Source organism: Micrococcus sp. TA1, assembly GCF_014199555.1.
Taxonomy (GTDB): Bacteria; Actinomycetota; Actinomycetes; order Actinomycetales; family Micrococcaceae; genus Citricoccus.
Genome location: NZ_JACHNW010000005.1, coordinates 34,154 through 60,378, shown reverse-complemented (window position 1 = coordinate 60,378; position 26,225 = coordinate 34,154). Strand labels below are relative to the sequence as shown.

The 26,225-nt window shown below is 71.0% G+C and carries 21 protein-coding genes; 12 read left to right on the top strand and 9 right to left on the bottom strand.

What is annotated here, in order from left to right:
- The 8 genes from GGQ69_RS15380 to GGQ69_RS15345 all read left to right on the top strand — a co-directional run.
- On the top strand, positions 1 to 1,577 hold a 1,577-nt coding region (locus GGQ69_RS15380; RefSeq protein WP_183530135.1), incomplete at its 5' end, for a GMC family oxidoreductase N-terminal domain-containing protein.
- 135 nt (positions 1,578 to 1,712) lie between these two features.
- Positions 1,713 to 1,835, top strand: coding sequence for a mycofactocin precursor MftA (gene mftA / locus GGQ69_RS15375; protein ID WP_221243873.1), 123 nt, complete (start codon positions 1,713 to 1,715; stop codon positions 1,833 to 1,835).
- A complete protein-coding gene (gene mftB / locus GGQ69_RS15370; RefSeq protein ID WP_183530133.1) occupies positions 1,835 to 2,164 on the top strand; it encodes a mycofactocin biosynthesis chaperone MftB in 330 nt (109 codons plus the stop codon). Before mftA ends, mftB begins: the two co-directional genes overlap by 1 nt.
- Positions 2,161 to 3,393, top strand: a complete 1,233-nt coding sequence (gene mftC / locus GGQ69_RS15365) for a mycofactocin radical SAM maturase (protein ID WP_183530131.1) — start codon at positions 2,161 to 2,163, stop codon at positions 3,391 to 3,393. Before mftB ends, mftC begins: the two co-directional genes overlap by 4 nt.
- Before the next feature lie 30 nt (positions 3,394 to 3,423).
- Positions 3,424 to 4,617 carry a pre-mycofactocin synthase MftD gene (mftD, locus tag GGQ69_RS15360; protein ID WP_183530129.1) on the top strand — a complete coding sequence of 398 codons (1,194 nt, stop codon included), beginning with the start codon at positions 3,424 to 3,426 and terminating at the stop codon, positions 4,615 to 4,617.
- Positions 4,614 to 5,363 (top strand): mycofactocin biosynthesis peptidyl-dipeptidase MftE, encoded by a 750-nt coding sequence (gene mftE, locus GGQ69_RS15355; protein WP_221243872.1) that lies wholly within the window; start codon positions 4,614 to 4,616, stop codon positions 5,361 to 5,363. The genes mftD and mftE overlap by 4 nt, the downstream gene beginning before the upstream one ends.
- Complete coding sequence (locus tag GGQ69_RS15350; protein ID WP_183530127.1) at positions 5,360 to 6,844, top strand: glycosyltransferase; 1,485 nt, start codon at positions 5,360 to 5,362, stop codon at positions 6,842 to 6,844. Before mftE ends, GGQ69_RS15350 begins: the two co-directional genes overlap by 4 nt.
- Before the next feature lie 44 nt (positions 6,845 to 6,888).
- Entirely contained in the window at positions 6,889 to 7,665 is a 777-nt protein-coding gene (locus GGQ69_RS15345) for an IclR family transcriptional regulator (RefSeq protein WP_221243871.1), read from the top strand.
- Positions 7,666 to 7,783: 118 nt separating this feature from the next.
- Here the strand turns inward: GGQ69_RS15345 and GGQ69_RS15340 are convergent, their stop codons facing one another.
- From GGQ69_RS15340 to glyA, 7 genes are all read right to left on the bottom strand, one after another.
- On the bottom strand, positions 7,784 to 9,196 hold the full coding sequence (locus tag GGQ69_RS15340; RefSeq protein ID WP_183530126.1) for an aminomethyl transferase family protein: 1,413 nt from the start codon (positions 9,194 to 9,196) through the stop codon (positions 7,784 to 7,786).
- 246 nt (positions 9,197 to 9,442) lie between these two features.
- Complete coding sequence (locus GGQ69_RS15335; RefSeq protein WP_183530123.1) at positions 9,443 to 10,837, bottom strand: L-serine ammonia-lyase; 1,395 nt, start codon at positions 10,835 to 10,837, stop codon at positions 9,443 to 9,445.
- Entirely contained in the window at positions 10,834 to 11,487 is a 654-nt protein-coding gene (locus GGQ69_RS15330) for a sarcosine oxidase subunit gamma (protein WP_183530121.1), read from the bottom strand. Before GGQ69_RS15330 ends, GGQ69_RS15335 begins: the two co-directional genes overlap by 4 nt.
- Positions 11,480 to 14,389, bottom strand: a complete 2,910-nt coding sequence (locus GGQ69_RS15325) for a sarcosine oxidase subunit alpha family protein (RefSeq protein WP_183530119.1) — start codon at positions 14,387 to 14,389, stop codon at positions 11,480 to 11,482. The genes GGQ69_RS15330 and GGQ69_RS15325 overlap by 8 nt, the downstream gene beginning before the upstream one ends.
- Positions 14,386 to 14,742, bottom strand: a complete 357-nt coding sequence (locus GGQ69_RS15320) for a sarcosine oxidase subunit delta (RefSeq protein ID WP_183530117.1) — start codon at positions 14,740 to 14,742, stop codon at positions 14,386 to 14,388. Before GGQ69_RS15320 ends, GGQ69_RS15325 begins: the two co-directional genes overlap by 4 nt.
- A 20-nt stretch (positions 14,743 to 14,762) precedes the next feature.
- The gene (locus tag GGQ69_RS15315; protein ID WP_183530115.1) at positions 14,763 to 15,980 is read right to left on the bottom strand and encodes a sarcosine oxidase subunit beta family protein; all 1,218 of its coding nucleotides are present in this window, start codon (positions 15,978 to 15,980) and stop codon (positions 14,763 to 14,765) included.
- 2 nt (positions 15,981 to 15,982) lie between these two features.
- Positions 15,983 to 17,314 (bottom strand): serine hydroxymethyltransferase, encoded by a 1,332-nt coding sequence (gene glyA, locus GGQ69_RS15310; RefSeq protein ID WP_183530113.1) that lies wholly within the window; start codon positions 17,312 to 17,314, stop codon positions 15,983 to 15,985.
- 119 nt (positions 17,315 to 17,433) lie between these two features.
- On the opposite strand from glyA, the gene GGQ69_RS15305 reads away from it, so the two are divergent.
- The gene (locus GGQ69_RS15305) at positions 17,434 to 18,093 is read left to right on the top strand and encodes a GntR family transcriptional regulator (protein WP_183530111.1); all 660 of its coding nucleotides are present in this window, start codon (positions 17,434 to 17,436) and stop codon (positions 18,091 to 18,093) included.
- A 9-nt stretch (positions 18,094 to 18,102) separates the two neighbouring features.
- Here GGQ69_RS15305 and GGQ69_RS15300 read toward each other — a convergent pair whose 3' ends face one another.
- Together GGQ69_RS15300 and GGQ69_RS15295 are read right to left on the bottom strand one after the other, a co-directional pair.
- Positions 18,103 to 19,629, bottom strand: coding sequence for an MFS transporter (locus tag GGQ69_RS15300; RefSeq protein ID WP_183530141.1), 1,527 nt, complete (start codon positions 19,627 to 19,629; stop codon positions 18,103 to 18,105).
- A gap of 291 nt (positions 19,630 to 19,920) precedes the next feature.
- Positions 19,921 to 21,435, bottom strand: a complete 1,515-nt coding sequence (locus GGQ69_RS15295; RefSeq protein WP_183530109.1) for a PucR family transcriptional regulator — start codon at positions 21,433 to 21,435, stop codon at positions 19,921 to 19,923.
- Positions 21,436 to 21,543: 108 nt separating this feature from the next.
- Between GGQ69_RS15295 and GGQ69_RS15290 the strand changes: the two genes are divergently transcribed.
- From GGQ69_RS15290 to GGQ69_RS15280, 3 genes are all read left to right on the top strand, one after another.
- Positions 21,544 to 23,223: a cytosine permease gene (locus tag GGQ69_RS15290; RefSeq protein WP_183530107.1), complete on the top strand. Its 1,680-nt coding sequence runs from the start codon at positions 21,544 to 21,546 to the stop codon at positions 23,221 to 23,223.
- Positions 23,224 to 23,519: 296 nt separating this feature from the next.
- Positions 23,520 to 25,343 carry a BCCT family transporter gene (locus GGQ69_RS15285; protein ID WP_183530106.1) on the top strand — a complete coding sequence of 608 codons (1,824 nt, stop codon included), beginning with the start codon at positions 23,520 to 23,522 and terminating at the stop codon, positions 25,341 to 25,343.
- On the top strand, positions 25,340 to 26,170 hold the full coding sequence (locus tag GGQ69_RS15280; protein WP_183530104.1) for a creatininase: 831 nt from the start codon (positions 25,340 to 25,342) through the stop codon (positions 26,168 to 26,170). The genes GGQ69_RS15285 and GGQ69_RS15280 overlap by 4 nt, the downstream gene beginning before the upstream one ends.
- Positions 26,171 to 26,225: the final 55 nt, after the last annotated feature.

The following is a 26,225-nucleotide window of genomic DNA, read 5'->3' as shown; positions in this document are numbered from 1 at the left end:
CCGCCCGCGCGGCCGCCCTGACCGGGGCACGGGTGCTGGTGCTGGAGGCGGGCCCGGTCCCGCGGGACGCGTCCGGTTTCCCGCCGGAGGTTCTCGACGCGGCGGCCCTGCCGACCGTGGCCGGACGCGGCGCGCACACCAGCTGGTTCCCGGCGGAACTGGCACCCGGCACCCCGGCGGACATCGGCCGGGGCGCCGGTGCCGGCGGATGCACCGCCGTGAACGGCGCCTACTTCGTCTGGCCCCGCCTCACGGACCTGGACCGCTGGTCCGCCGCCGGCAACCCCGATTGGGCCCCGGAACGGGTGGTGCCGGTGCTGCGCACCCTGGAGGACGACACGGACTTCGGAGACACCGGGCGGGGCGGTGCCCGCCCGGGAACGGTGGTCCACGGATCGGCCGGTCCCGTGCCGGTCAGCCGGGCCCGCCTCGACCGTTCCCCGGTGGCGCAGGCTTTCTCCGAGGCTGCGGACGACCTGGGATTCGCACCGGTGACCGACCTGAACGACCCCGCCGTGGCCGAGGGGCATGGACCGCTGCCGCTCAACGTCCGCGACGGCGTGCGCATGAACACGGGACTGACCCACCTGTTGCCGGCCCTGCGGGAGGGACACATCACCGCCTGGGGTGACACCACCGTGCGGACGATCCTCCTGGACGGGAACCGGGCCGTGGGGGTGGAGGCCGAACGCGACGGACAGCCGGTTCGCGTCCACTGTGACGAGGTGGTCCTGGCTGCCGGTCCGCTCGCCACCCCCCATCTGCTCATGCTCTCCGGGATCGGCCCGGCGACCGCGCTGCGCCGGGCCGGGGTGCCCGTGGCCGTGGACTCCCCCGGGGTCGGCGCCTCCTTCAGCGACCATCCGGACCTGATGGTGACCGTCCCGCTGCGCCGTCCGGTGCCGAATCCCGACCGCCTGCTCTTCGGGTGGGCACTGCACCTGTCCGGTGAGTCCACGGCCACGCCCGGAGACGTCGAGGTCCTGCCCATGCTGCGCTCCTTCGGCGCGCTGGCCGGGGCCCCCGATGAGTCGGGTGACCTGGCCGTGATCGTCGCATTGCAGCGACCGGAGAGCCGGGGGGACCTCACCCTGGAGTCCGCGGACCCACGCCGACCGCTGCGGATCCGGCACCGCCACCTCTCCACCGAGCATGACCGCGCCCGCCTGCGCACCGGACTCAGGACGACCCATGCGCTCCTGAGGTCCGGTCCGCTGGGAGACCTCCTGGACGCCGGCCGCCTGGAGGATCTGCTGCCTGCGAATGATGCCGCCCTGGACTCCTGGATGGCCCGGAACCTGGGCACGGCCGTGCACACCGCGGGGACGGCACCCATGGGGCCGCCCGAGAGCCCCGGCAGCGTCACCGACCAGCAGGGCCGCGTCCACGGGGTGGAGGGGCTGCGCATCGTGGACACCTCCGTGCTCCCGGACGTGCCCAGCCGCGGGCCGGCCTCCACGGCGGCGCTGGTGGGCACGCACATGGCGACCCTGAGGGGTACGGACACCCGGTCTCGGAGCACCACGCCACCGGGAGGCTTCCATCACGCGGAAGCCACCCTTGGGCTCCGGATGTGATCTCCCTAACATCGAGGTCAGGGCGATCAGCCCCTATGGCGATAGGCACCAGGGCGGAGAGGGCGCACAGCCCCCCACCGGCGTCCTTCCGGTCCCGTCGCCGCCCGGCGAACGATCCCAGAGAGGTCACATCCCATGGCATCCCCGATGGCACCCCAGCACCAGGACGACGTCCAGCCCGCCGACGAGACCCCGGCCGACACCCTCGGCGAGCTGATCGAGGAGGTCTCGATCGACGGCATGTGCGGGGTGTACTGATGTCCACCCCGGTCCAGGCCGCTCCCGCCCTGGACGTGACCGCCAGCCCGTGCCTGGCACGCAGCGTGTCCGTCCGCCCCGAGCGCTTCGGGGCCCTGCTGTACGACTTCCGCACGCGCACGCTGATGTTCCTGAAGTCCCCCCGGCTGACCCACGTGGTCCGCCTGATGGACGGCACGACGACGGTCGGGGACTGCATGGACCGGGCCGGGGTTCCCGCCGAGGAGCGCGGACCGTTGTTGCAGGTGCTGCACCACCTGCAGCGCATCCGGATGCTGACCGACCACGCCCTGCCCGAGGGCGGGCCCGAGGAAAGAGACACCCCATGACCGCACCGGCCCTGGACCGCCGGCCTCAGAACCGGCTGGTCGACCACTTCGAGCAGGGACTGGACGCCCCGATCTGCCTGACCTGGGAGCTGACCTACGCCTGCAACCTGTCCTGCGCCCACTGCCTGTCCTCCTCCGGACGCCGCGACCCCCGGGAGCTGACCACCGAGCAGTGCGAGGCCGTCATCGACGAACTGCAGCGGATGGGGGTGTTCTACGTCAACATCGGTGGAGGCGAACCCACCGTGAGACCGGACTTCTGGCACCTGGTGGACTACGCCGTCGCCCACCAGGTCGGCGTCAAGTTCTCCACCAACGGCGTGCGGATCACCCCGGAGAACGCCCGCCGCCTGGCCGCCACGGACTACGTGGACGTCCAGGTGTCCCTGGACGGCGCCACCGCGGAGGTCAACGACTACATCCGTGGCCCGGGCTCCTACGACACGGCGCTGCGCGCGCTGGCCAACCTGCACGAGGCAGGGTTCCGGGACGCCAAGGTCTCGGTGGTGGTCACCCGCCAGAACGTGGGCCAGCTGGACGAGTTCAAGGCGATCGCGGACCGCTACGGTGCCACCCTGAGGCTCACCCGGCTGCGCCCCTCCGGACGCGGGGCGGACGTCTGGGACGAGCTGCACGTGCTGCCCGAGCAGCAGCAGGAGCTCTACCGGTGGCTGGTGGCCCACGGTGAGGACGTGCTCACCGGGGACTCCTTCTTCCACCTGGCCCCACTCGGTGGCCCGCTGCCCGGGCTGAACCTCTGCGGCGCCGGCCGGGTGGTGTGCCTCATCGACCCCATCGGTGACGTCTACGCCTGCCCCTTCGCCATCCACGACGAGTTCCTTGCCGGCAACGTGCTCGGTGAGGGCGGGTTCGCCGGTGTCTGGCGCGACTCCGGACTGTTCCGGGAGTTGCGGAACCCCCAGTCCGCCGGGGCCTGTTCGTCGTGCCCCTTCTTCGACTCGTGCCGCGGCGGGTGCATGGCGGCCAAGTTCTTCACCGGCCTGCCCATGGACGGCCCCGATCCGGAGTGCGTCCTGGGCCACAGCGAGACCGCCCTGCTGGGACAGCGATCCGTCCCCCCGGCGAGCCAGGACCACTCCCGGCCGTTCGCCACGCGCAACGAACCGGTCCTGGTACAGCTGCAGCGCCGACGGCCCGATGCCCCGCCGGTCTCGGCCTGTGCCGAGAGCCCCCTCGCCGGGTTCCAGCCGGCCCCCACCCTGCGCTGAACGCGCACCAGACCCGCAAGCAGGAGAACCATGGCAACACGGCTTTCGACCCCCTGGACCAAGAACCCCTGGTTCGAGACGGTGAGCGAGGCGCAGCGGCGGGCACGCAAGCAGCTGCCCTCGCCGGTCTACTCGGCGCTGCTCGCGGGGTCCGAGGCCGGTGTGACGGTCACGGAGAACGTCGCCGCCTTCTCCCGCCTCGGCCTGCGACCGGTGACGGTCGGCCAGACGAGGGGGCATGACCTGGCCACCTCCGTCATGGGCGTCGACCTCTCGATGCCGGTGATGATCTCCCCCACCGGGGTGCAGGCCGTGCACCCCGACGGTGAGGTCGCGGTGGCGCAGGCCGCCCGGAACCGCGGCACGGCGATGGGGTTGAGCTCGTTCGCGAGCAAGCCGATCGAGCAGGTGATCGCCACCAATCCGGACCTGTTCTTCCAGGTGTACTGGACCGGTTCGCGCGAGGACATGGTCCGGCGCATCGAGCGGGCCCGGCAGGCCGGGGCCAAGGGCCTGATCCTCACCACGGACTGGTCCTTCTCCGTGGGGCGCGACTGGGGCAGCCCGGAGATCCCCGAGCGGATCGACCTGCGCTCCGCCCTGCGGCTGGCGCCCTCGGTGGTGACCAGGCCCCGGTGGCTGGCGTCCTTCCTCGCCAACGGCGGGATCCCGGACCTCACCGTGCCCAACCTGGTCGATCCGGGCCAGCTCGGCCCGACGTTCTTCGGCGCCTACGGTGAATGGCTGCAGACGCAGCCTCCCACGTGGCAGGACATCGAGTGGATCATCCGCGAGTGGGGTGGTCCGACCATGGTCAAGGGCGTCATGCAGGTCGAGGAGGCCCGGCGGGCGGTCGACGCCGGCGCCACCGCGATCTCCGTGTCCAACCACGGCGGCAACAACCTGGACAGCACGCCGGCCGCCATCCGCATGCTGCCGGCCATCGCCGAGGCCGTCGGCGACGAGGTGGAGGTCCTGCTCGACGGTGGGGTGCGCCGCGGTTCCGACGTGGTGAAGGCCGTGGCCCTCGGTGCCCGCGCCGTCATGATCGGCCGCGCCTACCTCTGGGGCCTGGCCGCCAACGGCTCCTCCGGCGTGGAGAACGTCCTGGACCTGATGCGCTCGGGCATCGAGGCCTCCCTGACCGGCATGGGCGTCGGGTCCATCCACGACCTGGGCCCGGAGCACCTCGTGGTGCCGGACGACTTCGCCCTCTCGCTGTGACCACCCCCTCCGCACGGGCGATGCCGTCGACCGCGACGCCCACCGGGGCCGTCGGCCTCGAGGCGCGCACGTCCGCGGAGTCGGGAGGGTCGCCGATGCTGCTGGTGCCGCTGGGATCGGTGGAGCAGCACGGCCCGCACCTGCCCCTCGGCACGGACAACGTGATCGCGGGGGAGGTCTGCCGGCGCGTCGCCCCGCGGCTCGGACCGGACTGGGTCCTGGGGCCGCTCATCCCGTTCGGATGCAGCGGCGAGCATGAGGGCTTCGCCGGCACCGTGTCCATCGGGCGGGCCCAGCTCGTCGGGTACCTCGTGGAACTGGTGCGGTCCGCCACCCGCTGGACGCGGGGCGTCCGGTTCGTCACGGGACACGGCGGCAACGTCCCCTCCCTCATCGAGGCGTGCGGACTGTTGGCGTCAGAGGGCCGGGACGCGGCGTGGACCGGCATGGAGCTGGCCGGAGCGGACGCCCATGCCGGGCACACCGAGACCTCGCTGATGCTGCGGTTGCGCCCGGGCCAGGTGCACCACCGGGCGCGTGAACGCGGCCGGACCGATCCGGTCGGGGACCTCATGCCCCGGCTGCGGGAGCATGGTGTCGCCGCCGTCTCCCCCAACGGGGTGCTCGGGGACCCGACCACGGCGACGGCGGCGGCCGGTGACGATCTGTTCGACCGGTTGTGCTCGACGGTGCAGGAGCGGCTGGTGCAGGGCCGGGTGGGCCAGGGCGGGCGTCTCGTGCGATGACCGTGTCCGCGCCCTCCGAGACCCCCCTGCCGGAGGGGTTCCGCGTGCGCCTGACCGCGCGGCACCACCGTCACGGCGTCCTGGAATCGTCCCTCCGGCCCGCCGTGGCCAGGATGAGCCCGTCGGTGCGTGCGCTGCTGGAGGGTGACTCGGTGCGCGTGGGCGAGGACGTCGGCACCGGGGTCGTGCGCCGGCTGATGGAACTGGACATGGCCGTGCCCTGGCCGGATCGGCTCCCCGCGGCACCGGCCCTGGAGGACCTCACGGTCGTGGTCCCCGTGAGGGACCGCCCGGCCGGACTGGACCGCCTGCTCCGCGCCTTGGCCCCCCGCGCCCGTGACGACCGGGCCGCCCCGGGTCCCCCCGTGCTGGTGGTCGACGACGCCTCCGCGGACCCGCGGTCGATCGACCGGGTCGTCCGGGCCCACGGGGCCCGCCTGCTGAGGCTGCCGGCCAACCGGGGGCCGGCCGGCGCCCGCACGGCCGGGATCGCGACGGTGTCCACCCCCTACGTGGCGTTGGTGGACTCCGACGTGACCCTCGGGCCGGCGGATCTGCGCCGGTTGCTCGCCGAGCTGGCGGACCCGCTGGTGGCCGCCGTCGCACCCCGGGTCCGCGCGCACTCCACGCCGGCAGCCCATCCCGTGGTGCGCTACGACCAGAGGTGGGGTGCCCTGGACCTCGGGACGGTGCCCGGCCTCGTCGGACCGGGCCGCCGGGTCTCCTACGTCCCCACCGCCTGCTGGGTGGCCCGGACGGAGGTCCTCCGGGGCGGATTCGACGAGACCCTGCGCGTCGGCGAGGACGTCGACCTGGCCTGGCGGCTGGTGGACCGGGGCTGGTGGGTCCGCTACGTCCCGGAGGTCGTGGTGCGGCACGCGAGCCGGCCCGGCCTGCGCGCCTGGTGCCGCCAGCATGCGGGCTACGGCGAGAGCTCCGGTCCCCTCGCCCGGCGGCACGGCCCCCTCCTGGCCCCGGCCCGGTACACGGTGGGCGGACTGGTGGTCGCCGCCTGCCTCGTCGCCCCCGCGGGATGGTCCACCGCCATCCCCCCGGGCGTGTTCGCCGTGACCGCGCTCCGGTTGCGCGGCCGCCTGGCCCCATTGGGCCTGCCGCCGCGGTCCGTGCTGCGCCTGGCCGCCGCCGGGCTCCGGGCCAACCTGGAGCAGAGCTCGGCCCTGGTGGCCCGCTACTGGTTCTGGCCCCTGGTCCTGGCAGCACCGTCCTCGCGACGGGCGCGGCGCCTCCTGGTGCGTGGCGTCGCCGTGGACCTGGCCCTGCGCCTGCGCCATCCGGCCGACCTTCCCCTGCTGGCCCTGCGGGTGGTCGAGAACGCCGCCTTCGCCTGGGGGACGGTGCGCGGCCTGGCCCGCGGAGGATCGATGAGGGCCCTGCTGCCGGTCCTCATCGGCAGCCGCGCGGGCCCACGGGGGTCCTCGGGACGACGACGGCCCGCGCGACAGAAATACCTATCAAGATAGTTATTCGTTGAATACGATGATGCGATGGTGGACACGGTGAGATCATGACCTCTGCGGTATCCGAAAAGATGACAGCGGCCGGCCGCGTCCTGGCGATCCTGGACGCCTTCTCCGACCGCAACGACAGCCTCACCCTCAGCGAGATCGCCCGGCTGGCGGGACTCACGCTGCCGACGGCCCACCGGCTGGTCGGGGAACTCACCGACTGGGGTGCGCTGGAACGGCAGGCCAGCGGGCAGTACACGGTGGGCCTGAAGATCCTGGAGCTCGGCTCCCTCGCGCAGCACCGCCTGGCGCTCAAGTCGGCCGCGTATCCCTACCTCCATGGCCTGCACCACGCGACCCGTGCCAACGTCCACCTGTCCGTGTCCGTCGGGCACGACGTCCTCTACCTCGAGTCGCTCAAGGCACCCGGCGGGGCGGACGTGGACAGCCGCTTTGGGGGCCGGTGGCCGCGCCACGCCACCGCGACCGGGCGGGTCCTGATGGCGGCCGCCGACCCCTACGAGCAGGACCTCGCCCTCGACCGGCCCCTGGAGTCGTACTCACCCTTCACGGTCACGGACCAGCACGAATTGCGTCAGCTGCTGGCCGAGATCCGGCAGCGCGGCGTCGCCGTCGCCTACGACCAGATCGCCACCGGCGTCATGGCCGTCGCGGCACCGATCGTCGACTCCCACGGCAAGGTCGTCGCGGCCGTCGGCATCACCGTGCAGAAGGACCGCTTCACCTCCCACCAGCTGATCCCCCCGGTCACCACGACGGCCCGCAACATCTCCCGCGAGCTCGCGCGCCTGGCGTACTGCGCCGCCTGCGGGTGAGGCGGGCCCGGGGCGCGGCTCCGGGACCCTCGCGTGCGGGGCGCGGCAGGCGCACGGCGGCCCCGCGACCGGAGGGCTCGCGGGGCCGCCGTGGCGCTGCCTCAGGGACGGGCGCCGGTCAGACGGCCCCCACCTTGCGCCAGGACCCCTCGTAGTTCTCGCGGACCTCGGAGGAGTAGGGCACCGGGGAGACGGTCACGTTGACCTCGATCTGCCGGTGGCGTTCCACGGTGGTCTTGCCGGAACCGCCGTCGGGCTCACCCCACACGACCTTCAGCCGGTCCCCGACCTGCACGTCCGGGTCCACCACCGCGAGGGAGAGCGCGGTGCGCTCGTTGAACGAGTACCCGGTGAACATGGACAGCCCCACCACCCTGCCGGACTCGTCCACCACGGCGTCGAAGTTGGACGAGCCGTAGTTGGCGTTGGGCAGGTCGAAGAACTTGTAGGGCAGCTCGCCCTTGCCGTACATCGAGGCGTGGATGCGCGCCATGTCCTCGTCGTCCCAGGCCAGGGTGACCTTGTGGCGCTGGGCGGACTGGTCCATCTGCTCCAGGGCCTCGCGGCCGATGAAGTCGTGGTCGTACTTGATGAAGTTGCCGTAGCCCAGTTCGAACGGGGTGGTGTAGTAGTCCTCGATGTCCTCGGAGACGAAGGAGCCGGCGATCGTGTTCATCGCCTCGTAGGAGTCCGCACCGAGCCACCGCCGGTACTCGGCGAGCATGCCGTCCCCGGAGTAGATGGCCGGCAGCGGGGACGGGATCCAGCCGGACTCCAGGGTGTTGGAGGAGTACGCCCGGGCGCCCACGGCGGTGAGGCCGAACTCCTCACCGGCCTCCATGAACACCTCGCGGACACGGTCGTAGTCCTCGTACGGGCCCCACAGCTCCAGCCCCGGGGCGCCGGCCATGCCGTGACGCAGCGTGCGCACCTGCGTGCCACCCACGTTCATGGAGCTCATGTGGAAGAACTTCAGCTGCTCGACGGGTCCGCCGTTGACCTTCTCGATCACGTCCCACGCGCGGGGGCCCTGGATCTGCAGGCGCCAGAACTCGCGGGTGACGGCCTTGCCCATCGGTCGGGACGGCGAGCGCCGGTCCACGGTGAGCTCGACGTCGTAGCCACCGGTCTCGGCGTGGAAGGTGATCCAGTCCGTGACCGGGGCGCGGCCCACATAGGTGTACTGGTCCTGCTCGTCATGGAACAGGATGCCGTCGCCGATGACGTGGCCGGCCGGGGTGACCGGGACGATCTGCTTGGCCCGGTCGACCGGGAAGTTCTCCAGCGAGTTGATGGCCACTGTGGACAGCAGCCGGTGGGCGTCCCTGCCCCGGATGATCAGGTTGTCCATGTGGTGGGTCTGGTCGAACATGACGGCGGAGTCGCGCCAGGCGCCCACCTCGTCGCGCCAGTTGGTGAACTCCGGGGCCACCACCGGGTATATGTACGCGCCGGTCTTCACGTTGCGCATGTGGTCCACGGGGTTCCCGGCCGCGTCCAGCACGTCCTGCAGGGTCTTCTTCTCGGTCATGACTGTCTCCTCGCGTCGTCCGGCCGTCGGCAACGATCACCCGGCCGCCAATACCTCTCAGCATAGGTATTGAGGTGTGATCTGGGCAACACTTTTGTCAACGATCCGCGAGACCCGTTCAACGCCGGGCGCCCCCGGTGGTCCCGGGGCCGCCCCTGGTGCAGGGATCCCGCAGGGATCCACCGGGGGCGACGCCGGGACGCCGGGGGCGCGGGACGCCGGGAGCGGGAGGACGGTCAGCCCACCTCAGCACTCCGGGATGTTGACGGCCACGTTCACGGCCAGGCCGCCGCGGGAGGTCTCCTTGTACTTGGACATCATGTCCCGTCCGGTCTCCCGCATGGTGTTGATCGCCTCGTCCAGGGTGACCCGGTGCGAACCGTCCCCCACCAGGGCCAGCCGGGCCGCGTTGATGGCCTTGACCGAGGCGATCGCGTTGCGCTCGATGCAGGGGATCTGGACCAGTCCGGCGATCGGGTCGCAGGTCAGGCCCAGGTTGTGCTCCAGGCCGATCTCCGCCGCGTTCTCGACCTGCTCGGGCGTGCCGCCGAGCACCGCGCACAGGCCGGCCGCCGCCATCGAGCAGGCCGAGCCGACCTCGCCCTGGCAGCCGACCTCCGCGCCGGAGATCGAGGCGTTGCGCTTGAACAGCGTCCCGATCGCCCCGGCGGTGAGCAGGAAGTCCACGACGGCGTCGTCGTCGCACTCCCGGAACCGGTCGAAGTAGTGCAGCACGGCGGGGATGATGCCCGCCGCCCCGTTGGTCGGGGCGGTGACCACCCGGCCGCCCGAGGCGTTCTCCTCGTTGACGGCCAGTGCGAACAGGTTGACCCACTCCATGGCCCAGAGGGTGTCCTTGTCATCCCCCGCCGCCTCCTGCTCCTGGAGCCGGCGGAGCAACCCGGGCGCCCGGCGCCGGGCCTGCAGCCCACCGGGCAGGGTCTCCTCGGTGCGGCCGCACCCGTTCTCCACGCACTCCCTCATGACCGCCCACACGTGGAGCAGGGACGAACGGACCTCGTCCTCACTGTGCCGGGTCAGTTCGTTCGCGAGCATCACCTCGGCGATGGACTTGCCGGACTCCCGGCATCGCTGCAGCAGCTCGGCCGCGTCGGCGAACGGGTACGGCTCCGGGTTGTCCTGGTCCTCCGGTTCCGGCGTGCCCAGGTCCTCGGCCGTCACCACGAAGCCGCCGCCCACGGAGTAGTACTCCTGCGAGGCGACCAGGCCGCCGGCGGCGTCATACGCGGAGACGCGCATGCCGTTGGGGTGGCCGGGCAGGGACTGGCCGCGGTGCAGCACCACGTCCCGGTCCTTGTCGAAGTCGACCTCGTGGGTGCCGTTGAGGGCCAGCCGGCCGGTCTCGATGGCCTCGAGGACGACGCGCGGAGCCTCGTCCGCCTCGATCGTCTCGGGGTCCCGGCCGGCCAGCCCCAGCACGACCGCGGCATCCGAACCGTGCCCGATGCCCGTGGCCGCCAGGGAGCCGAACAGCTCTCCCTGGACACGGGCCACGGACTCCAGCGTCCCGCTCTCCGCCAGGCCGCCCACGAAGATGCGGGCGGCACGCATGGGTCCCACGGTGTGGGACGACGACGGCCCCAGCCCGATGGAGAACAGGTCAAGCACGCTCAGGGTCACAGAACCTCCTCATGGCAGAACTCCTCGGCGGCATCCAGCACCCAGCGTACGAGGTAGTCGGCGAAGGAGGCACGGGGGTAGACCCGGTATCCACTGTCCGCGTAGCGGTGCAGGACCACCGGCACCGGCCCGAGCTGGGTGGCGATGGCGGTGCCCACCCCGAACGACCGGGGGTGCAGGTCGGCGTGGCACCCCTTCTCCAGGACCTCGCGCACCCTCGGACCACGCAGGTCCAGGACGCTGCGGTTGGCCGAGATGTCCACCGCCTGACCGGGCAGGCCCTCCAGCGCGTCCTCCAGCTCGCGCCCCTCGCCGGGCACCTGCTCCCGGGAGACGTCCACGGCGAGGAACTCGTCCGGGGACAGCCACACCACGTGCAGGCCGTCCGGGTCTCCGGTGACCTGTCCGTGTCCGGTGGGCAGGGACACCCCGAGCACGCCCTCCAACGCGGTGGCCGAGGCGGAGTTCGGCCGGGCGCGCAGCCCCAGCTGCACCGGGAAGGCCAGCTCGCGCACGGACACTGCGCCCTGGGAGCGTTCACCCACCTGGGCCATCTCGGCGGCCAGGTGTGCGGCCGGGGTCCGGCGGAGGCCTGCGGCCACCTGGCCGGATGCCTGGGACTGGTCGATCGTCATGGTGTTCTCAGCCATCGCGACGGCTCCCTTCAGGGTCAAACAGGACGGGTGAGGTGATCTCGACATCCACGGATCCGTCCCCGAGCGGGGACTTCACGATCTCGCCGAACCGGTTGCGGCCGTTGTCCACGAGGGCCAGGCCGAACGGCCGGCCCAGGGCGGCCGAGTTGTAGGAGGAGGTGACGTGCCCGATCATCGGGACCGGGCCGGCGTCGGGGGTGATGGGGGTGTCCGCGGCCACCAGCTGGGCGCCTTCCGCGAGCCGCGTGGTGCGGTCCACGGGCAGCACGCCCACCAGGTGCCGGCGGTCCTCCCGGGCCGCGTAGGGCCGGGAGTAGGAGCGCTTGCCCACGAAGTCCTTGAGCTTCGAGACGGCCCACTCCATGCCGGCGTCCTGCGGGGTCACCGTGCCGTCGGTGTCCTGGCCGATGATGATGAGTCCCTTCTCGGCGCGCAGGACGTGCATGGTCTCGGTGCCGTACGGGGTGATGTCGAACTCCGCACCGGCCTCCGCCACGGCCTCCCACGTGGACAACCCGTAGAACGCCTCGACGTTGATCTCGAAGGCGAGCTCACCGGAGAACGAGATCCGGCAGATCCGCGCCGGGGTCCCGTTGGCCAGGGTGGTCTCGCGGAACGCCATGAACGGGAACGCCTCGTTGGAGACGTCCAGCTCCGGGGCCAGCTTCGCGACCACGGCGCGGGACTTCGGCCCCACGACGGCGATCGTGCTCCACTGCTCGGTCACCGAGGTGAACACCACGTCCAGTTCCGGCCACTCGGTCTGGTGCCATTCCTCGAGCCAGTCCAGCACCTTGGCGGCGCCACCGGTCGTGGTGGTCATGAAGAACCGGTCCTCGGCCAGGCGCATGGTCACGCCGTCGTCGAAGAGCATGCCGTCCGCGGTGCACATCAGCCCGTAGCGGCCCATGCCGACCTTCAGCTTCTTGAAGCCGTTGGTGTAGATGCGGTTGAGGAATTCACCGGCGTCCCCGCCACGGATCTCGATCTTGCCCAGCGTGGTCCCGTCCATGAAGCCGACGGACTCGCGCACGGCGGCGCACTCGCGCAGCACGGCCGCGTCCATGTCCTCCCCGTCCTTCGGGAAGTACCAGGGCCGCTTCCACTGGCCCACGTCCTCGAACAGGGCCCCGTTCGCCACGTGCCACGGGTGGATCGAGGTCAGGCGGGCGGGATCGAACAGCTCACCGCGGCGGCGTCCGGCGACGGCGGCGAAGGCCACCGGTGTGAACGGCGCCCGGAAGGTGGTGTTGCCGACCTCGCCCAGGTCCGACTCGTTCAGGGCGGCGGCGATCACGCCGATCGCGTTGACCCCGGAGGTCTTGCCCTGGTCGTTCGCCGTGGAGATGGAGGTGTAGCGCTTGACGTGCTCCACCGAGCGCATCCCGGCCCCGGTGGCGCGCAGCACGTCGGCCACGGTCTGGTCACGCTGCAGGTCCACGAAGTGCGTACGCCACTCCCGCGGCTCGCCCTCCAGGGCCGGCACCAGCCACAGCGAGCGCACCGATCCGTACTCCGACGACGGCGCCTCGGGTACCCGGACCGTTGCACCGAAGCCAGTGCGGTCGGCGGCCAGGCCGCCGGCCTGGGCACCCTGGGACAGGGCACCGGCCAGGGTGTACTCACCGGTCACCGCACCGGCCACGTGCTGGTCGGCGACGGGGGCGGACGGCACGAAGCCGGCGATCTCGGCGTTCCAGTGCAACCGGCCCTGGCGCTGGCTGTGCAGGTGGACCACCGGCGTGAACCCGCCGGCCACGGCGAGCAGGTCGGTCTCGAGGCGCTCGGGCGTGCCGGCGATGGCACCGGACTCGTCGATCTGGGCCACGGTGATGCCGCTGATGCGGCCGGCCGGCCCCTCGCCCTCGGTGTCCACCACCGCGGCGCCGAAGATGCCCCGCACGCCGGTGGCCTCGAGGACCTCCAGGGCGGTGGTCGAGGCATCCGGGCGGGAGTCCACCACGGCGGTGACGCCGATGCCCGCGGCGTGCAGGTCCTGCACGAGGAGGTAGGCGGAGTCGTTGGTGGTGGCGACCGCCACGTTGGTGCCGGCGGCGGCCGCGTACCGGTTCAGGTAGCTGCGGACGGCACCGGCGAGCATGATGCCCGGGCGGTCGTTGTTGGCGAACACCAGCGGGCGCTCGTGGGCGCCGGTGGCCAGCACCACCTGGGAGGCGCGCACGTGCCAGATCCGCTGCCGGGACACGCCCGGGCGCTCGCGCGGCTCGAGGTGGTCGGTGCGGTGCTGGACGGCGACGACGAAGTTGGCGTCGTAGCTGCCGAAGGCGGTGGTGCGCGGCAGGTAGGTGAAGTCCTCCGCACCGGCCAGCTCCGTCAGGGTGTCCTGGGCCCACTGACGGGCGTCGACGCCGTCGATGGTCTCGTCCCTGCCGGACAGCAACGACCCGCCGGCCGTGGGCTGGTCGTCCATCAGGATGGTGCGCGCACCGGTCCGGGCCGCCTCGCGGGCCGCGGCCAGTCCGGCCGGGCCGGCGCCGACGACCAGCACGTCCGTGTGCACGTACTTGTGGTCGTAGACCGCCTCGTCGCGTCCCGGGTCGAGCGTGCCCAGGCCGGACAGGTAACCGGCCCGGAGGCCCTCCGTGAGGCCCACCGTGGTCGCCGGCAGCATGGACTCGTCCACGTGACCGGGGAACCGGGCGGAGACCGTCACCAGGGCGTTGGGCTCCTCCACGCCGGCAGCGAGGATGCCGCGGGGCCGGCCGAGGTACATGGACGGGCCGCAGTCGAGGCGGCCGGCGGCCACGAGGGCGCTGGCGAGGGTGTCACCGTGGTGACCGGTGTAGTCCTGGCCGTCCACGGAGAAGGTGATGGTGCGGGTCCGGTCGATGGAATGACCGGGGGCCCGATCGGCGTCCAGTCGTGCGCTGCTCACAGGGTGCCTCCCGCGGGGCTCGAAGGGGTGGTGGAAGGGGTGGAGGGACCGGCCGGCGCCGCCCCCGGGTGGGGGTCGGCGACGTCGGGCCGGGGCTCGCCGACGCGGTAGGTCGCGGCGAACTCGTAGGTGTGGGTGTCACGCAGGGCGTTGAACCACTTGCGGCATCCGGCGGCGTGCTGCCAGCGCTCGGCGAACAGGCCCTTGGGGTTGTCCCGGTAGAAGAGGTACTCCGCCCAGCCACGGTCGTCCAGGCTGTGGGGATCCTCGGGGTAGGCGACGTGCGCCTGGCCCCCGTAGTGGAATTCGATCTCGTCTCGGGGCCCGCACTCGGGGCAGGGAATGGAAAGCATGTCGAAGGCTCCTGAAGCTGTCAGTGGGCCACGGCGGCGGCGCCGTGCTCGTCGATGAGGTGGCCGGTCTCGAAGCGCTCCAGCGCGAACGGGGCGTTCAGCGGGTGCGCCTCACCGGTGGCGATGGTGTGGGCGAAGGTGTACCCGGATGCCGGGGTGCCCTTGAACCCGCCCGTGCCCCAGCCACAGTTGACGTAGAGCTCGTCGATCGGGGTGGTGGACACGATGGGCGAGGCGTCGAAGGTCGTGTCCACGATGCCGCCCCAGGTGCGCAGCAGGTGCGCCCGGGCGAAGATCGGGAACAGCTCCACCGCCGCGGCCAGCTGCTCCTCCACGACGTGGAAGGCACCGCGCTGGCCGTAGCCGTTGTACGAGTCGATGCCCGCACCCATCACCAGTTCGCCCTTGTGCGCCTGGGAGACGTACACGTGCACGTGGTTGGACATCACCACGGTCGGGTGGACCGGTTCGAACAGTTCCGAGACCAGCGCCTGCAGCGGGTGCGAGGAGATCGGCAGGCGGAATCCCGCCAGGTCGGCCAGGACCGAGGAGTGCCCGGCGGCTGCCAGTCCCACCTTGCCCGCGTTGATGCGGCCGCGGGTGGTCTCCACGCCGACGACGCGGTTGCCGTCCTTGACGAAACCGGTCACCTCGCAGTTCTGGATGATGTCCACGCCCATCTCGTCGCACTTGCGGGCGAAGGCCCAGGCCACGTGGTCGTGCTTGGCGATGCCGGCGCGGGGCTGGTAGGTGGCGCCCATGACGGGGTAGCGGATGTCGTCCCCGATGTTGATGATCGGGCACAGCTCCTTGACCTGCTTCGGGTCGAGCCATTCGGCGTCCACCCCGTTCAGGACGTTGGCGTTGACCCGGCGCTGGGACTCGCGCACGTCCTGGAGGGTGTGCGCCAGGTTCATCACGCCGCGCTGGGAGAACAGGAAGTCGTAGTCCAGTTCCTCGGGCAGGCCCTCCCACAGCTTCAGGGAGTGCTCGTAGATGGCGGCGGACTCGTCCCACAGGTAGTTGGAGCGGATGATCGTGGTGTTGCGGGCCATGTTCCCGCCGGCCAGCCAGCCCCGTTCGAGGATGGCGATGTTGGTCATGCCGTGCCGGGAGGCGAGGTAGTACGCGGTGGCCAGGCCATGGCCGCCGCCGCCGACGATCACGGCGTCGTAGCTCTTCTTGGGCTCCGGGTTCCGCCAGAGGAAGTCCGGGTGCTCGGGCAGCAGATCAGCCATGGTCAGGCTCCCATCGGGTCGAGGTTGGGGTAGAGGGGGTGGGCGGCGGCCAGGGCGTGGACGCGGTCGCGCAGGCCGTGCAGGGTCTGCTCGTCGGGGCCGGTGTCGCTGGCCCCGGTGATCAGGGTCTGGGCGATGATCTCGGCGACCTCGGTGAAGGCGGCCTCGTCGAAGCCGCGGGTGGCCAGGGCCGGGGTGCCGATCCGCAGCCCGGAGGTCACCATCGGCGGGCGCGGGTCGAACGGGACCGCGTTGCGGTTGATGGTGATCTCGACCTTCGCCAGCAGGTCCTCACCCTGGCGCCCGTCCAGGGAGGAGTCGCGCAGGTCCACCAGCACCAGGTGCACGTCGGTGCCGCCGGTGAGCACGGTGATCCCGTGCTCGGCCACGTCCGGGCGGGTCAGGCGCTCGGCCAGGATCCGGGCCCCGGCCAGGGTGCGGGCCTGGCGGTCCCGGAAGGACTCCCCGGCGGCGATCTGGAACGCCACCGCCTTGCCGGCGATCACGTGCTCCAGCGGCCCGCCCTGCTGGCCCGGAAACACCGCGGAGTTGACCTTCTTGGCGATCTCGGCGTCGTTGGTCAGGATGATCCCGCCGCGCGGGCCGGCCAGGGTCTTGTGGGTGGTGGAGGTCACCACGTGGGCGTGGGGCACCGGGCTCGGGTGCAGCCCGGTGGCCACCAGCCCGGCGAAGTGGGCCATGTCCACCATCAGGTACGCCCCGACCTCGTCGGCGATCGCCCGGAACCGGGCGAAGTCCAGCTGCCGGGGGTAGGCCGACCAGCCGGCCACGATCAGCTTCGGGGAGTGCTCCCGGGCCAGGGCCGCGACCTGGTCCATGTCCACCTCGTAGGACTGCTCGTCGACCCCGTAGGCCACGATGTTGTAGAGCCGGCCGGAGAAGTTGATCTTCATCCCGTGCGTCAGGTGCCCGCCGTGGGCCAGGTTCAACCCCAGCACGGTGTCCCCGGGCCGGATCAGCGCGTGCATCACCGAGGCGTTGGCCTGGGCCCCGGAGTGCGGCTGGACGTTGGCGAACTGCGCCCCGAACAGGGCCTTGACCCGCTCGATCGCGATCGTCTCGATCGCGTCGACGTGCTCGCACCCGCCGTAGTACCGCTTGCCCGGGTACCCCTCGGCGTACTTGTTCGTCAGCACCGAGCCCTGGGCCTGCATCACCGCCGCGGCGGTGTGGTTCTCCGAGGCGATCATCTCCAGGCCCTCACGCTGACGGGCCAGCTCCGCATCGATGTGCCCGGCGATCTCCGGGTCCAACTCCGCCAACGACGACGTCAACTCAACCGGCACCTGCGTAGCCGCTGCGGTCTGCGCCATGTCTGCTCCTCGCTCTTGTGGATCTATTGTCGATAACTGATATATCAACCTGCAACGCAGACTATGATGGAGATCACACGAGGTCAAGACCTCTCGCGAAAATGACGGATTGGAGCCTTATGAGCACCCAGGTCGACACCGCCCCCAGCGGCCTGTCCCTGGCCGAACAGGCCTACCGGACCATCCGGGACCGGCTGATCATGCTGGACATCGCCCCGGGAGAGCCGATCAACGAGGCCCGGCTCGCCGAGGAGCTCGGCTTCGGCCGCACGCCGGTCCGCGAGGCGCTCAAGCGGCTCGAGATCGACCACCTCGTGGCGTCGTTCCCCCGCCGGGGCACCTTCGCCACCGCGGTGGACATCACGGAACTGGCGGCGATCTCCGAGGTGCGCCAGCTGCTCGAACCCCTCGCGGCCCGCAAGGCGGCCCTGAACACCAACGACCAGGTGCGGACCGAGCTGCAGGATGTCGCGGCGGGCCTCGAGGCACTGGACGGCACCAGGTCCCGGCGCGAGCTGATGGAGTACGACCTCGAGGTGCACCGGCTCATCTACCGTGCGGCCGGCAACCACCATCTCCAGGAGTCACTGACCCGCCTCGACAACCTCGCCACCCGCATCTGGTGCATGGTCCTGGACCGCCTCCCCGCCGTCGAGGAGCACATCACGGAACACAGTGGGCTGATCCGGGCCATTCTCGCCGGTGACGCGGAGGGCGCGGAGTCACTGGCCGCCGACCACGTGGGCCATTTCGAGCAGATGGTCCGCGCCGCACTCTAGGCCCGATCCTCATCCCAGGAGCGTGGCCCCTCCCCCGCCGGTGGACTCGGGATCCGGCAGGCGCTGCATGCGGAACGCGTTGAACAGTCCCAGCAGGCCGGCGAGGATCGGCACGAGCAGGGCGACCTGCAGGGCGATCGGGCGCGCGTCGGTATTGATGCGGATGATCTCGTCGGCGTACTCCTGCGGCTGGCCGGCCAGGAGCTCCTCGAGCTGGGCGTCGCTCATCACCTGGGCGTCGCTCTCGAGGACGTAGGCCACCTGCTGTTGCTCCTCCGGGGGCAGGACGGTGCTCGACGTCGCCATGCCGGTGAAGATGATCGACAGCGCCGCCAGCATGATGCCGCCGGCGAAGGCCAGTCCGAAGGACAGGCCGAAGGATCCGGCTGCGGAGTTCACACTGGCCGCCTCGCTGACCCGCTCGTCGGAGATCGGCGACAGGGTGTAGTTGTTGAGCTGGGACACCAACAGCCCGAGACCGCATCCCGCGATGACCAGCGGAGGCAGCAGCCACCATCCTGAATCGGCGCGTGGCACCACGGGCACGATCACCAGCAGTCCCAGGGCCAGGAGCAGGAAGCCCCACCTGATGGTGGCGGCCGGGCGGGGCAGCCTGGAGGACTTCCCGGCGAGCATCGCGACCGCGAACATCGTCAGGGACAGTGGCGCGATCGACAACCCGGACAGCAGGGCGTTGTACCCGAGGACCATCTGCAGGTAGATGGGCAGCACGATCATGGTGCCGCCGAGGGCGACCTGCTGCAGCATCTGCCCCGTGGCGCCGAACCGGAAGCCCTCCGAGCGGAACAGGTCCGGGTCCAGCAGTGCCGGCCTGTGGTGGCGCTTGCGGGACCTGAGCCAGTAGACCAGGCTGACCAGTCCGACGGCCCCCACCGTCAGGAGCGCGCCGACCGGACCGCCGCCCTCCTGCCAGACCAGGATCCCCAGCACGATGCCGCCCATGCCCACGATGGACAGCACCGACCCGAAGAGGTCCAGGGTCCTGGGCCCCGTGAAGGGGACGTCGTGCACGGCCTTGATGCCGAGCAGGACGACCGCGATGATGAGGGCCTCGAGCAGGAAGGCGACCCGCCAGGACAGGAACGTGGTGATGAAGCCCCCCAGCAGCGGGCCGACCGCTGCGGCGATCGCCGCCGAGGCGCCGACCAGGGCATAGACGCGCTTCTGGGCGTCCCCCTCGAAGTTGCCGTGGACCAGCGACTGCATGGAGGGCAGCAGCAGCGAGGCCCCCAGGCCGCCGATCACCGCCCAGAAGACGATGATCGGGAGCAGGCCCTGGGCCAGGGTCATCGCGACGGCGCCGATCGCGTAGAAGACCAGCCCGATGACGTAGGCCCGCTTCCTGCCGATCAGGTCACCCACCTTGCCGCCGATGAGGATGAACGCCGCGGACACCAGCGCCTCGAGCGCGATCGTCGACTGCAGGCCGCTGACGGTCGTCTCGATGTCGTGGACCACCGCGGAGATGGACACGTTCATGATCGAGGTGTCGACGACGAGCACGAACATCGCCATCGCCAGCAGCAGCGCGAGCCTGCGGTTGAACGGTTCCGTCCCGGCGCCCTCCCGGTGTGGCGAACTCACCGTGGGCCACCTTCCCGGCGCGGGGGGTGGGGTCTCGGGGTCGAGCGGGACATGGGATCCTCCCGTGGGGTTGTCCCGTCAGGGTCCATGGCGTATGGGCCTGATCGAGCAGATCCAACCACAACGATGCCGCCGGCGATAGGTCTGGACGGGTGTCGCGCCCGGGTATCGTCCCGGGTGCGTCCGGCGCCCTCCGGGGGGTCGTCGTACCGGCCGGGCGACCTAGGTCCCCGGGGCCGTCGAGCCGGCCACCACCACCTTCACGGCCACGTGCAGGGACCACAGGTCACCGCCGTGGCGCGGGTCGCCGCCCAGGAGCTCGAAGGCCGTGGACAGTCTCTTGTGCAGCGTCTGCCGTTCCACGTGCATCCGGCCTGCCGCCACCGTGGTGTTGCATCCTGCGTCCAGCCAGCAGGCCAGGGTCTCCACCAGCTTGCTCCCGTTCCGGACGTCCCAGGAGATGACCCTCCCCAGGGCCGACTGCACGTGCCGGGCCACGAATGCCAGGGTCTCCAGCTGGCGCAGCACCCGCCGGCCGAACCACTCCATGGAGTCGATCACGGCGGGTCCGCCGGCGTGCTCGTCCACGAGTGCCAGGGCGTCGGCCATGGACTCGCCGGCAGCGGCGCCCTCCCACACGATCGGGCCCACGGCACAGACCACCGGGAGGGTCCCCAGCGCGTCGGCCAGCGACGAGAAGAGCTCGGCACGGCGAGTGGGTGCATCCTGCCCGCCCAGCGGGACCAGCAGGGCCCGCCCCCGGGCCCAGGGCGATCCTGCGGCCCGGATCACGACCCGGCGCAGCAGGACCTCGTGGGCCGTGGAGGGTGCGAGGGGAACGGCGTAGACCATGCACGCCGGCCCCTGGGGAAGGCTGGTGGCGTCCCAGAGCCGGCGCACCGTCTCACGGGGCGCCCCCTCCAGCACCGCCAGCATCAACCGTGACTCCGCCAGCTGGTCGGCGGACGGCCCGAAGGTCGGTGCCAGGGCCAGGGCCAACACCTCGCTGAGGCGGTTGGCGGCCGCCTCCAGCAGGTCGGTGGTGGCGACGGCAGACTCGATGACGAGGTGGGCGGCGACATGGCCTGCGACGATCACGACGGCCTCGGCGGTGTTCGCCTCCGCGGTTCCCTCCGGCGGGGAGCCGGTGGTGCCGGCCTCCCCGATCAGGTCGTCCTCGCCCCGGTGCACCCCGAAGAGCCGGACCCGGGCCCGCAGTTCCGAGGCCACCAGGTCGAGGATGGGCGGCAGTTCCGGCCCGCGCGTGGAGATGTGCTCGGCGATGCGCCGGGAGAGGTCGTCGACCAGCGTGTGCCGACGGGCGTGGCGCGTGACGATGGCGCTGTTGACCGCCTCGGTGACGTCGATGAAGGGGATGGTCCGGCGGAATTCGATCAGCGCCACCTCCGCCGCGGTCGCGGCGGTCACCAGCGGCTCGACCTCCCGCTGCTCCCAGCCGGCCGTCTGCACGACCAACGCGGCCAGGCCCCGTGCCGACAGGGAGGCCATGTACCCCGCGAGCCCGGCCCCGTCCAGACGGCGCAGCTCCGTGCCACCGGTCAGCAGCACCTCGCCCCCGTGCAGCAGGCCGCCGATGTCCAGCACCTCGCTGGAATGCACCCAGCGCACGGCTCGTGCCATCGCGCCCGGCGGGGCGTGGCGAACCACCGGGTCCGCCCCGGTCACGGCCGGGTTCTGGAGGAGGTCTCCGAGCAGGGGCAGGGAATGGGACGACACTTCGTCACTGATGGCAGGCGAAGGAGTAGACACACTGTCCATTCTAGGTGACCTGGATCACCCCTACGCTCGAACCGTTCCCCCTTCCTTCGTTGAATCGAGCGAAATATGAGCGTGCAGACAAGGTCCCAGGACCTGACGCCGACTCCCACCTCCGGCCCGGCAGACGGGTCCCAGGGTCACGGCGACATCGAGGAGATCCTGCAGCCGATCCCGGAAGCGCACCGGACACGGAAGCTGTCCGGACAGTTCTGGATCTGGGCCGGCGCCAACGTCGCTCCCATCAACTGGATCCTCGGCGCGCTCGGCATCCAGTTGGGCCTGGGCCTGGCCGACACGCTGATCGTCCTGATCGCCGGCAATGTCATCGGCATGCTGGGCTTCGGCTTCTTCGTCCTGCTCGGCCAGCGCACCGGGGCCACCGGGATGCTCCTGGCGCGCGGGGCCTTCGGGCGCCGGGGCGCCTACCTCCCGGCGGCGATCCAGGCCACCATCGCGATCGGCTGGTCGGCGGTCAACACCTGGGTCATCCTCGACCTCATCATGGCCATGCTCGGGCAGATCGGCTGGGTGGACCCGGCCCAGCCCAACATGATCTGGAAGATCGGCACGGCCGCACTGATCATGGCGATCCAGGTGGCCATCTGCTACCGGGGCTACGGGGCCATCTCCAAGTTCGAGCGCCTGACCATGCCGCCCACCATCCTCGTGCTGATCGCCATGTCCGTGGTCGCCTGGACGCAACTGGACATCGACTGGTCCTACATGGGCCCGCCCGGTGAGGTGCTCGAGGGCATGCCCCGCATCGCCGCCATGTCCTCCATCATGACCGCCATCGGCATCGGCTGGGGCGTCGGCTGGTTCACCTACGCGCCGGACTACTCGCGCTTCGTCTCCAAGACCGTCCGCCCGTCGAAGCTCTACCTGGTCAGCGTCCTCGGCCAGTTCATCCCCGTCGTCTGGCTCGGCGTGCTGGGTGCCAGCCTCGCCACCCGCAACGGCAGCGCCGATCCCGGCGAGCTGATCGTCTCCAGCTTCGGCGTCCTGGCGGTCCCCGTGATCCTGCTCGTCATCCACGGGCCGATCGCCACGAACATCATCAACCTCTACACCTTCGGCGTGGCCGTGCAGGCCCTGGACATCAACATCTCCCGCAAGAAGATCTCGATCATCGTGGGCTGCCTGTCGATGTCCGCCGTCATCGGCTTCCTCTTCGCCTCCGACTTCGCCCACCTGCTGCACAACTGGATCATCGCGATCGCCGCCTGGGTCGCGACGTGGGGCGGCATCATGGCCGTGCACTACTTCGTCTTCGAGCGCCGCCACCGGGACTTCTCCTACCTGTTCCAGGCACCGAAGAACACCGTGCTCAAGGCCGTCAACCCGGCCGCGATGATCGCCTTCGCCGGCGGCATCATCATGACCTGGATGTGCATGTACGGTTCCTTCCCCATCCTCCAGGGGCCCATCGCCGCCGCCGTCGGAGGGGTCGACTTCTCCTGGCTGGCCGGCACGGTCACCGCGTCCGGCCTGTACTTCGTCCTCGGCCTGCGGCGCTTCCGCGACAGGATCGACGCCGGCGTCCCCCTCGGCCTGAAGGCGGACATCGACGACGAGGAGGCCGCGCGGCGGCAGGACGCCGCCATGGCAGTCACCGACGGCGACGCCGGCCCGGACGCCGCCCCGTCGCAGGACCGGCAGCCCCTCCTGCACGCCACGGTGGACGCGACCACGGAGATCACCGACGACCGGCCCGACGCGGATCGGATCGCCGCCCCCGTCCCGTGAGCGGAGTGACCCGCGACTGATGCGGGCAACGCCCAGGGGGCGGCCATCGACCGGTGACCTTCGACCGGCGGTGGCCGCCCGCCTGCGTGTGCACCGCGTCCCCCACCCACGGTGACCGCTCCCGCCCCCCTGAGCGTGGGCCCTCAAGGCGGCGTGCACCCCTTGACCGTGATCCGCATCACTGTCAGGATCAATGCAACTCAGTTGCCTCAAGTGCAACAGCGCCACGCCCCCGGCGAGGCGCCACGACCCACCCACCGTCCCCCGGTCTCGCGCCGGGCCGATCAAGGGGCCTCATGTCCGAGCATCGCCACTCCTCCACAGAGACGACCACCAGCGTCGACGACCCGATTCCCACGACCCCCGACCAGGCCGAACAGCACCACGGGGCCGACCGGCCGCGCACGGTCGACCTCCCCCGGTTCCGCGGCAGGGTCATCCCTGCGCTGGACCGGGCGATCATCATGATCCTCCCCCCGGTGCTGATCATCGCCGCTGTCCTGGCCGTCACCACCAACCCCGAGGGTGCCGCCGACCTGATCAACAGGCTGCGGACCTTCGTCACCGGCGGTTTCACGTGGTGGTTCGTGGCCTACTCCCTGATCGCCGTCGCCGTCTGCGCCTGGTTGTGCGTCAGCAGGATCGGCCGGGTGCGGCTGGGCGGCCCCAAGGCCCGGCCCGAGCACAGCAAGTTCGCCTGGTACTCCATGCTCTTCGCGTGCGGCCAGGGCATCGGCCTGATCTTCTGGTCGCTGGCCGAGCCCATCCTCCTGCGCGAGGAGACCCCGGTCATCCCCACCGGGGCCAACCCCGGCGAGGGGGGTATCGTCTGGACCTACTTCCACTGGGGCCTGACCGCCTGGGCCATGTACTGCGTCGTGGCCGTCTGCCTGGCGTACTCCCACCACAACCTCGGCAAGACCCTGACGTTCCGCGAGGCGACCGTGGACATCCTGCCGAAGCGCGTCCAGCGCCCGGCCGGCGTCGTGGTGGAGCTGCTGGCCATCATCGCCACCGTCCTCGGCCTGGCCACCTCCTTCGGCTTCGCGGCCATGCAGTTCGCCTCCGGGGCCACCCAGGTCCTGCCGTTCGAGGCCGGCCCCGTGGCCTGGGCCGTCATCATCCTGATCCTGGGCGGGCTGACCGCCGTCTCCGCCTTCCTGGGCGTGAACAAGGGGATGAAGCGGATCAGTGAGGCCAACTCGATCCTCAGCATCGTGCTGGTCGTCGGCGTCTTCGTCTTCGGCCCGACGGTCTACATCCTGTCGAACATGTCCCAGACCTTCGGCTCCTTCTTCTACCACTTCGTGCCGATGAGCTTCTGGACCGGCGCCGAGACCTCCGGCGCCCCGCTCGCGGACTGGCAGGACAGCTGGAACGGCTGGTGGACCGTGTTCATCTGGTGCTGGGTCATCGCCTTCTCCCCCTTCGTCGCCGGGTTCATCGCCCGCATCTCCCGCGGGCGCACCATCCGCGAGTTCGTGCTCGGGGTGACGATCATCCCCTCGCTGATCGTCATGGTGTGGGTGGCCGTCATCGGCTCGGCCGGCATCCATTACGACAACGAGTCCGGACAGATCTCCGCCGACGCCGCCGAGGACACCTCATCGGCTCTGTTCTCCATGCTGGAGATGATCCCGTGGATCGGCACCCTGCTGATCATCGTGGCCACCGTCCTCGTGGCCACGTACTACGTCACCAGCCTCGACTCCGGCACCTACGCGCTGGCCGAGTTCGTCTCCGCCCCGAAGAAGTCCGGCCCGTGGTTCCGCGTGATCCTCGTGGCGAGCATCGCCACGGTGGCCCTGGTGCTGCTCTCCATCGGCGGCGTCGACGCGGTGGACACGGTCCAGACCGGCACGATCATCGGCGGCTTCCCGTTCTCCTTCGTCATCGTGCTGATGATCGTCAACCTCATCCGGCGCCTGCGGGCCCGGGACGCCGAGACGCGCCAGCTCGAGAAGGACATCAACGACCCCGAACACCGGCCCGAGGACGAGCACTGCGACGAGCACGGCGTCCCGCGCGCCGACCCGCGGCGGGGCGTCGGACCCGGGACCTACGTCCCCGCCCAGGACCTCAACCACCCCCGCCCCAATGGAAGGGACGCCCACTCATGACCATCACCACCACCTCCTCCGGTGCCGTCCGCCTGGCGCACCTGGACGCCCACACCTACCGGGACTGGGTCACCTCCGGGCACGCCACGGTGATCCTGCCGGCCGGCGCGTTCGAACAGCACGGACCACACCTGCCCCTGGGCACCGACGCGACCCTGTCCACCACGATCGCCGAGGCCGTGGGCCGCCAGACCGGCGCGAAGGTCGCCGAGCCGTTCACCTACGGCTACAAGTCGCAGCAGAAGTCCGGCGGCGGCAACCACCTGCCCGGGACCGTCAGCCTGGACGCGGAGGCCCTCGTGGCCATGACGCGGAACCTCGTGACCGGATTCCTGGGCCAGGGCATCCAGAACCTGGTGATCCTCAACGGACACTACGAGAACTACCAGTTCCTCTATGAGGGCGTGGACCTCGCCCTGCGGGACCTCGGCCTGGGATCCGATGCGGAGCAATGCGTGCTGTTGCTGTCGTACTGGGACTTCGTCTCGGACACGACCCTGGGCGCGGTGTACCCGGACGGCTTCCCCGGCTGGGACATCGAGCACGGGGGCGTCCTGGAGACGTCCCTCATGCTCCACCTCCGGCCGGAGCTCGTGGACATGGGCCGGGCCGTGAGCCACCCGCCGGCGGACCTGCCCCGCTTCGACCGCCTTCCCGTCGTCCCCGGCCGCACGCCCGCCACGGGCTGCCTGTCCGCTCCCGACGGCTCTGACGCCGTCAAGGGACAGCTGCTGTTCGACCAGGTCGTGGCCGATCTCTCCCAGGAGATCTCCGCCGAGCTCGGCCTCTCCCCGGCCCGGGACAAAGAAGTCCTCGCAACCCCTTGACGTGACCTGGACCACAGGTCACAATCAATGCAACCGGGTTGCATTCAATGCAACC

What these genes read in the sequence shown, in the direction of transcription:
- mftA (WP_221243873.1), top strand. Translation starts at nt 1,713, where the DNA reads ATGGCATCCCCGATGGCACCCCAGCACCAGGACGACGTCCAGCCCGCC.
- mftB (WP_183530133.1), top strand. Translation starts at nt 1,835, where the DNA reads ATGTCCACCCCGGTCCAGGCCGCTCCCGCCCTGGACGTGACCGCCAGC.
- mftC (WP_183530131.1), top strand. Translation starts at nt 2,161, where the DNA reads ATGACCGCACCGGCCCTGGACCGCCGGCCTCAGAACCGGCTGGTCGAC.
- mftD (WP_183530129.1), top strand. Translation starts at nt 3,424, where the DNA reads ATGGCAACACGGCTTTCGACCCCCTGGACCAAGAACCCCTGGTTCGAG.
- GGQ69_RS15350 (WP_183530127.1), top strand. Translation starts at nt 5,360, where the DNA reads ATGACCGTGTCCGCGCCCTCCGAGACCCCCCTGCCGGAGGGGTTCCGC.
- GGQ69_RS15345 (WP_221243871.1), top strand. Translation starts at nt 6,889, where the DNA reads ATGACCTCTGCGGTATCCGAAAAGATGACAGCGGCCGGCCGCGTCCTG.
- GGQ69_RS15340 (WP_183530126.1), bottom strand. Translation starts at nt 9,196, where the DNA reads ATGACCGAGAAGAAGACCCTGCAGGACGTGCTGGACGCGGCCGGGAAC.
- GGQ69_RS15330 (WP_183530121.1), bottom strand. Translation starts at nt 11,487, where the DNA reads ATGGCTGAGAACACCATGACGATCGACCAGTCCCAGGCATCCGGCCAG.
- GGQ69_RS15320 (WP_183530117.1), bottom strand. Translation starts at nt 14,742, where the DNA reads ATGCTTTCCATTCCCTGCCCCGAGTGCGGGCCCCGAGACGAGATCGAA.
- GGQ69_RS15315 (WP_183530115.1), bottom strand. Translation starts at nt 15,980, where the DNA reads ATGGCTGATCTGCTGCCCGAGCACCCGGACTTCCTCTGGCGGAACCCG.
- glyA (WP_183530113.1), bottom strand. Translation starts at nt 17,314, where the DNA reads ATGGCGCAGACCGCAGCGGCTACGCAGGTGCCGGTTGAGTTGACGTCG.
- GGQ69_RS15305 (WP_183530111.1), top strand. Translation starts at nt 17,434, where the DNA reads ATGAGCACCCAGGTCGACACCGCCCCCAGCGGCCTGTCCCTGGCCGAA.
- GGQ69_RS15300 (WP_183530141.1), bottom strand. Translation starts at nt 19,629, where the DNA reads ATGGCGATGTTCGTGCTCGTCGTCGACACCTCGATCATGAACGTGTCC.
- GGQ69_RS15290 (WP_183530107.1), top strand. Translation starts at nt 21,544, where the DNA reads ATGAGCGTGCAGACAAGGTCCCAGGACCTGACGCCGACTCCCACCTCC.
- GGQ69_RS15285 (WP_183530106.1), top strand. Translation starts at nt 23,520, where the DNA reads ATGTCCGAGCATCGCCACTCCTCCACAGAGACGACCACCAGCGTCGAC.
- GGQ69_RS15280 (WP_183530104.1), top strand. Translation starts at nt 25,340, where the DNA reads ATGACCATCACCACCACCTCCTCCGGTGCCGTCCGCCTGGCGCACCTG.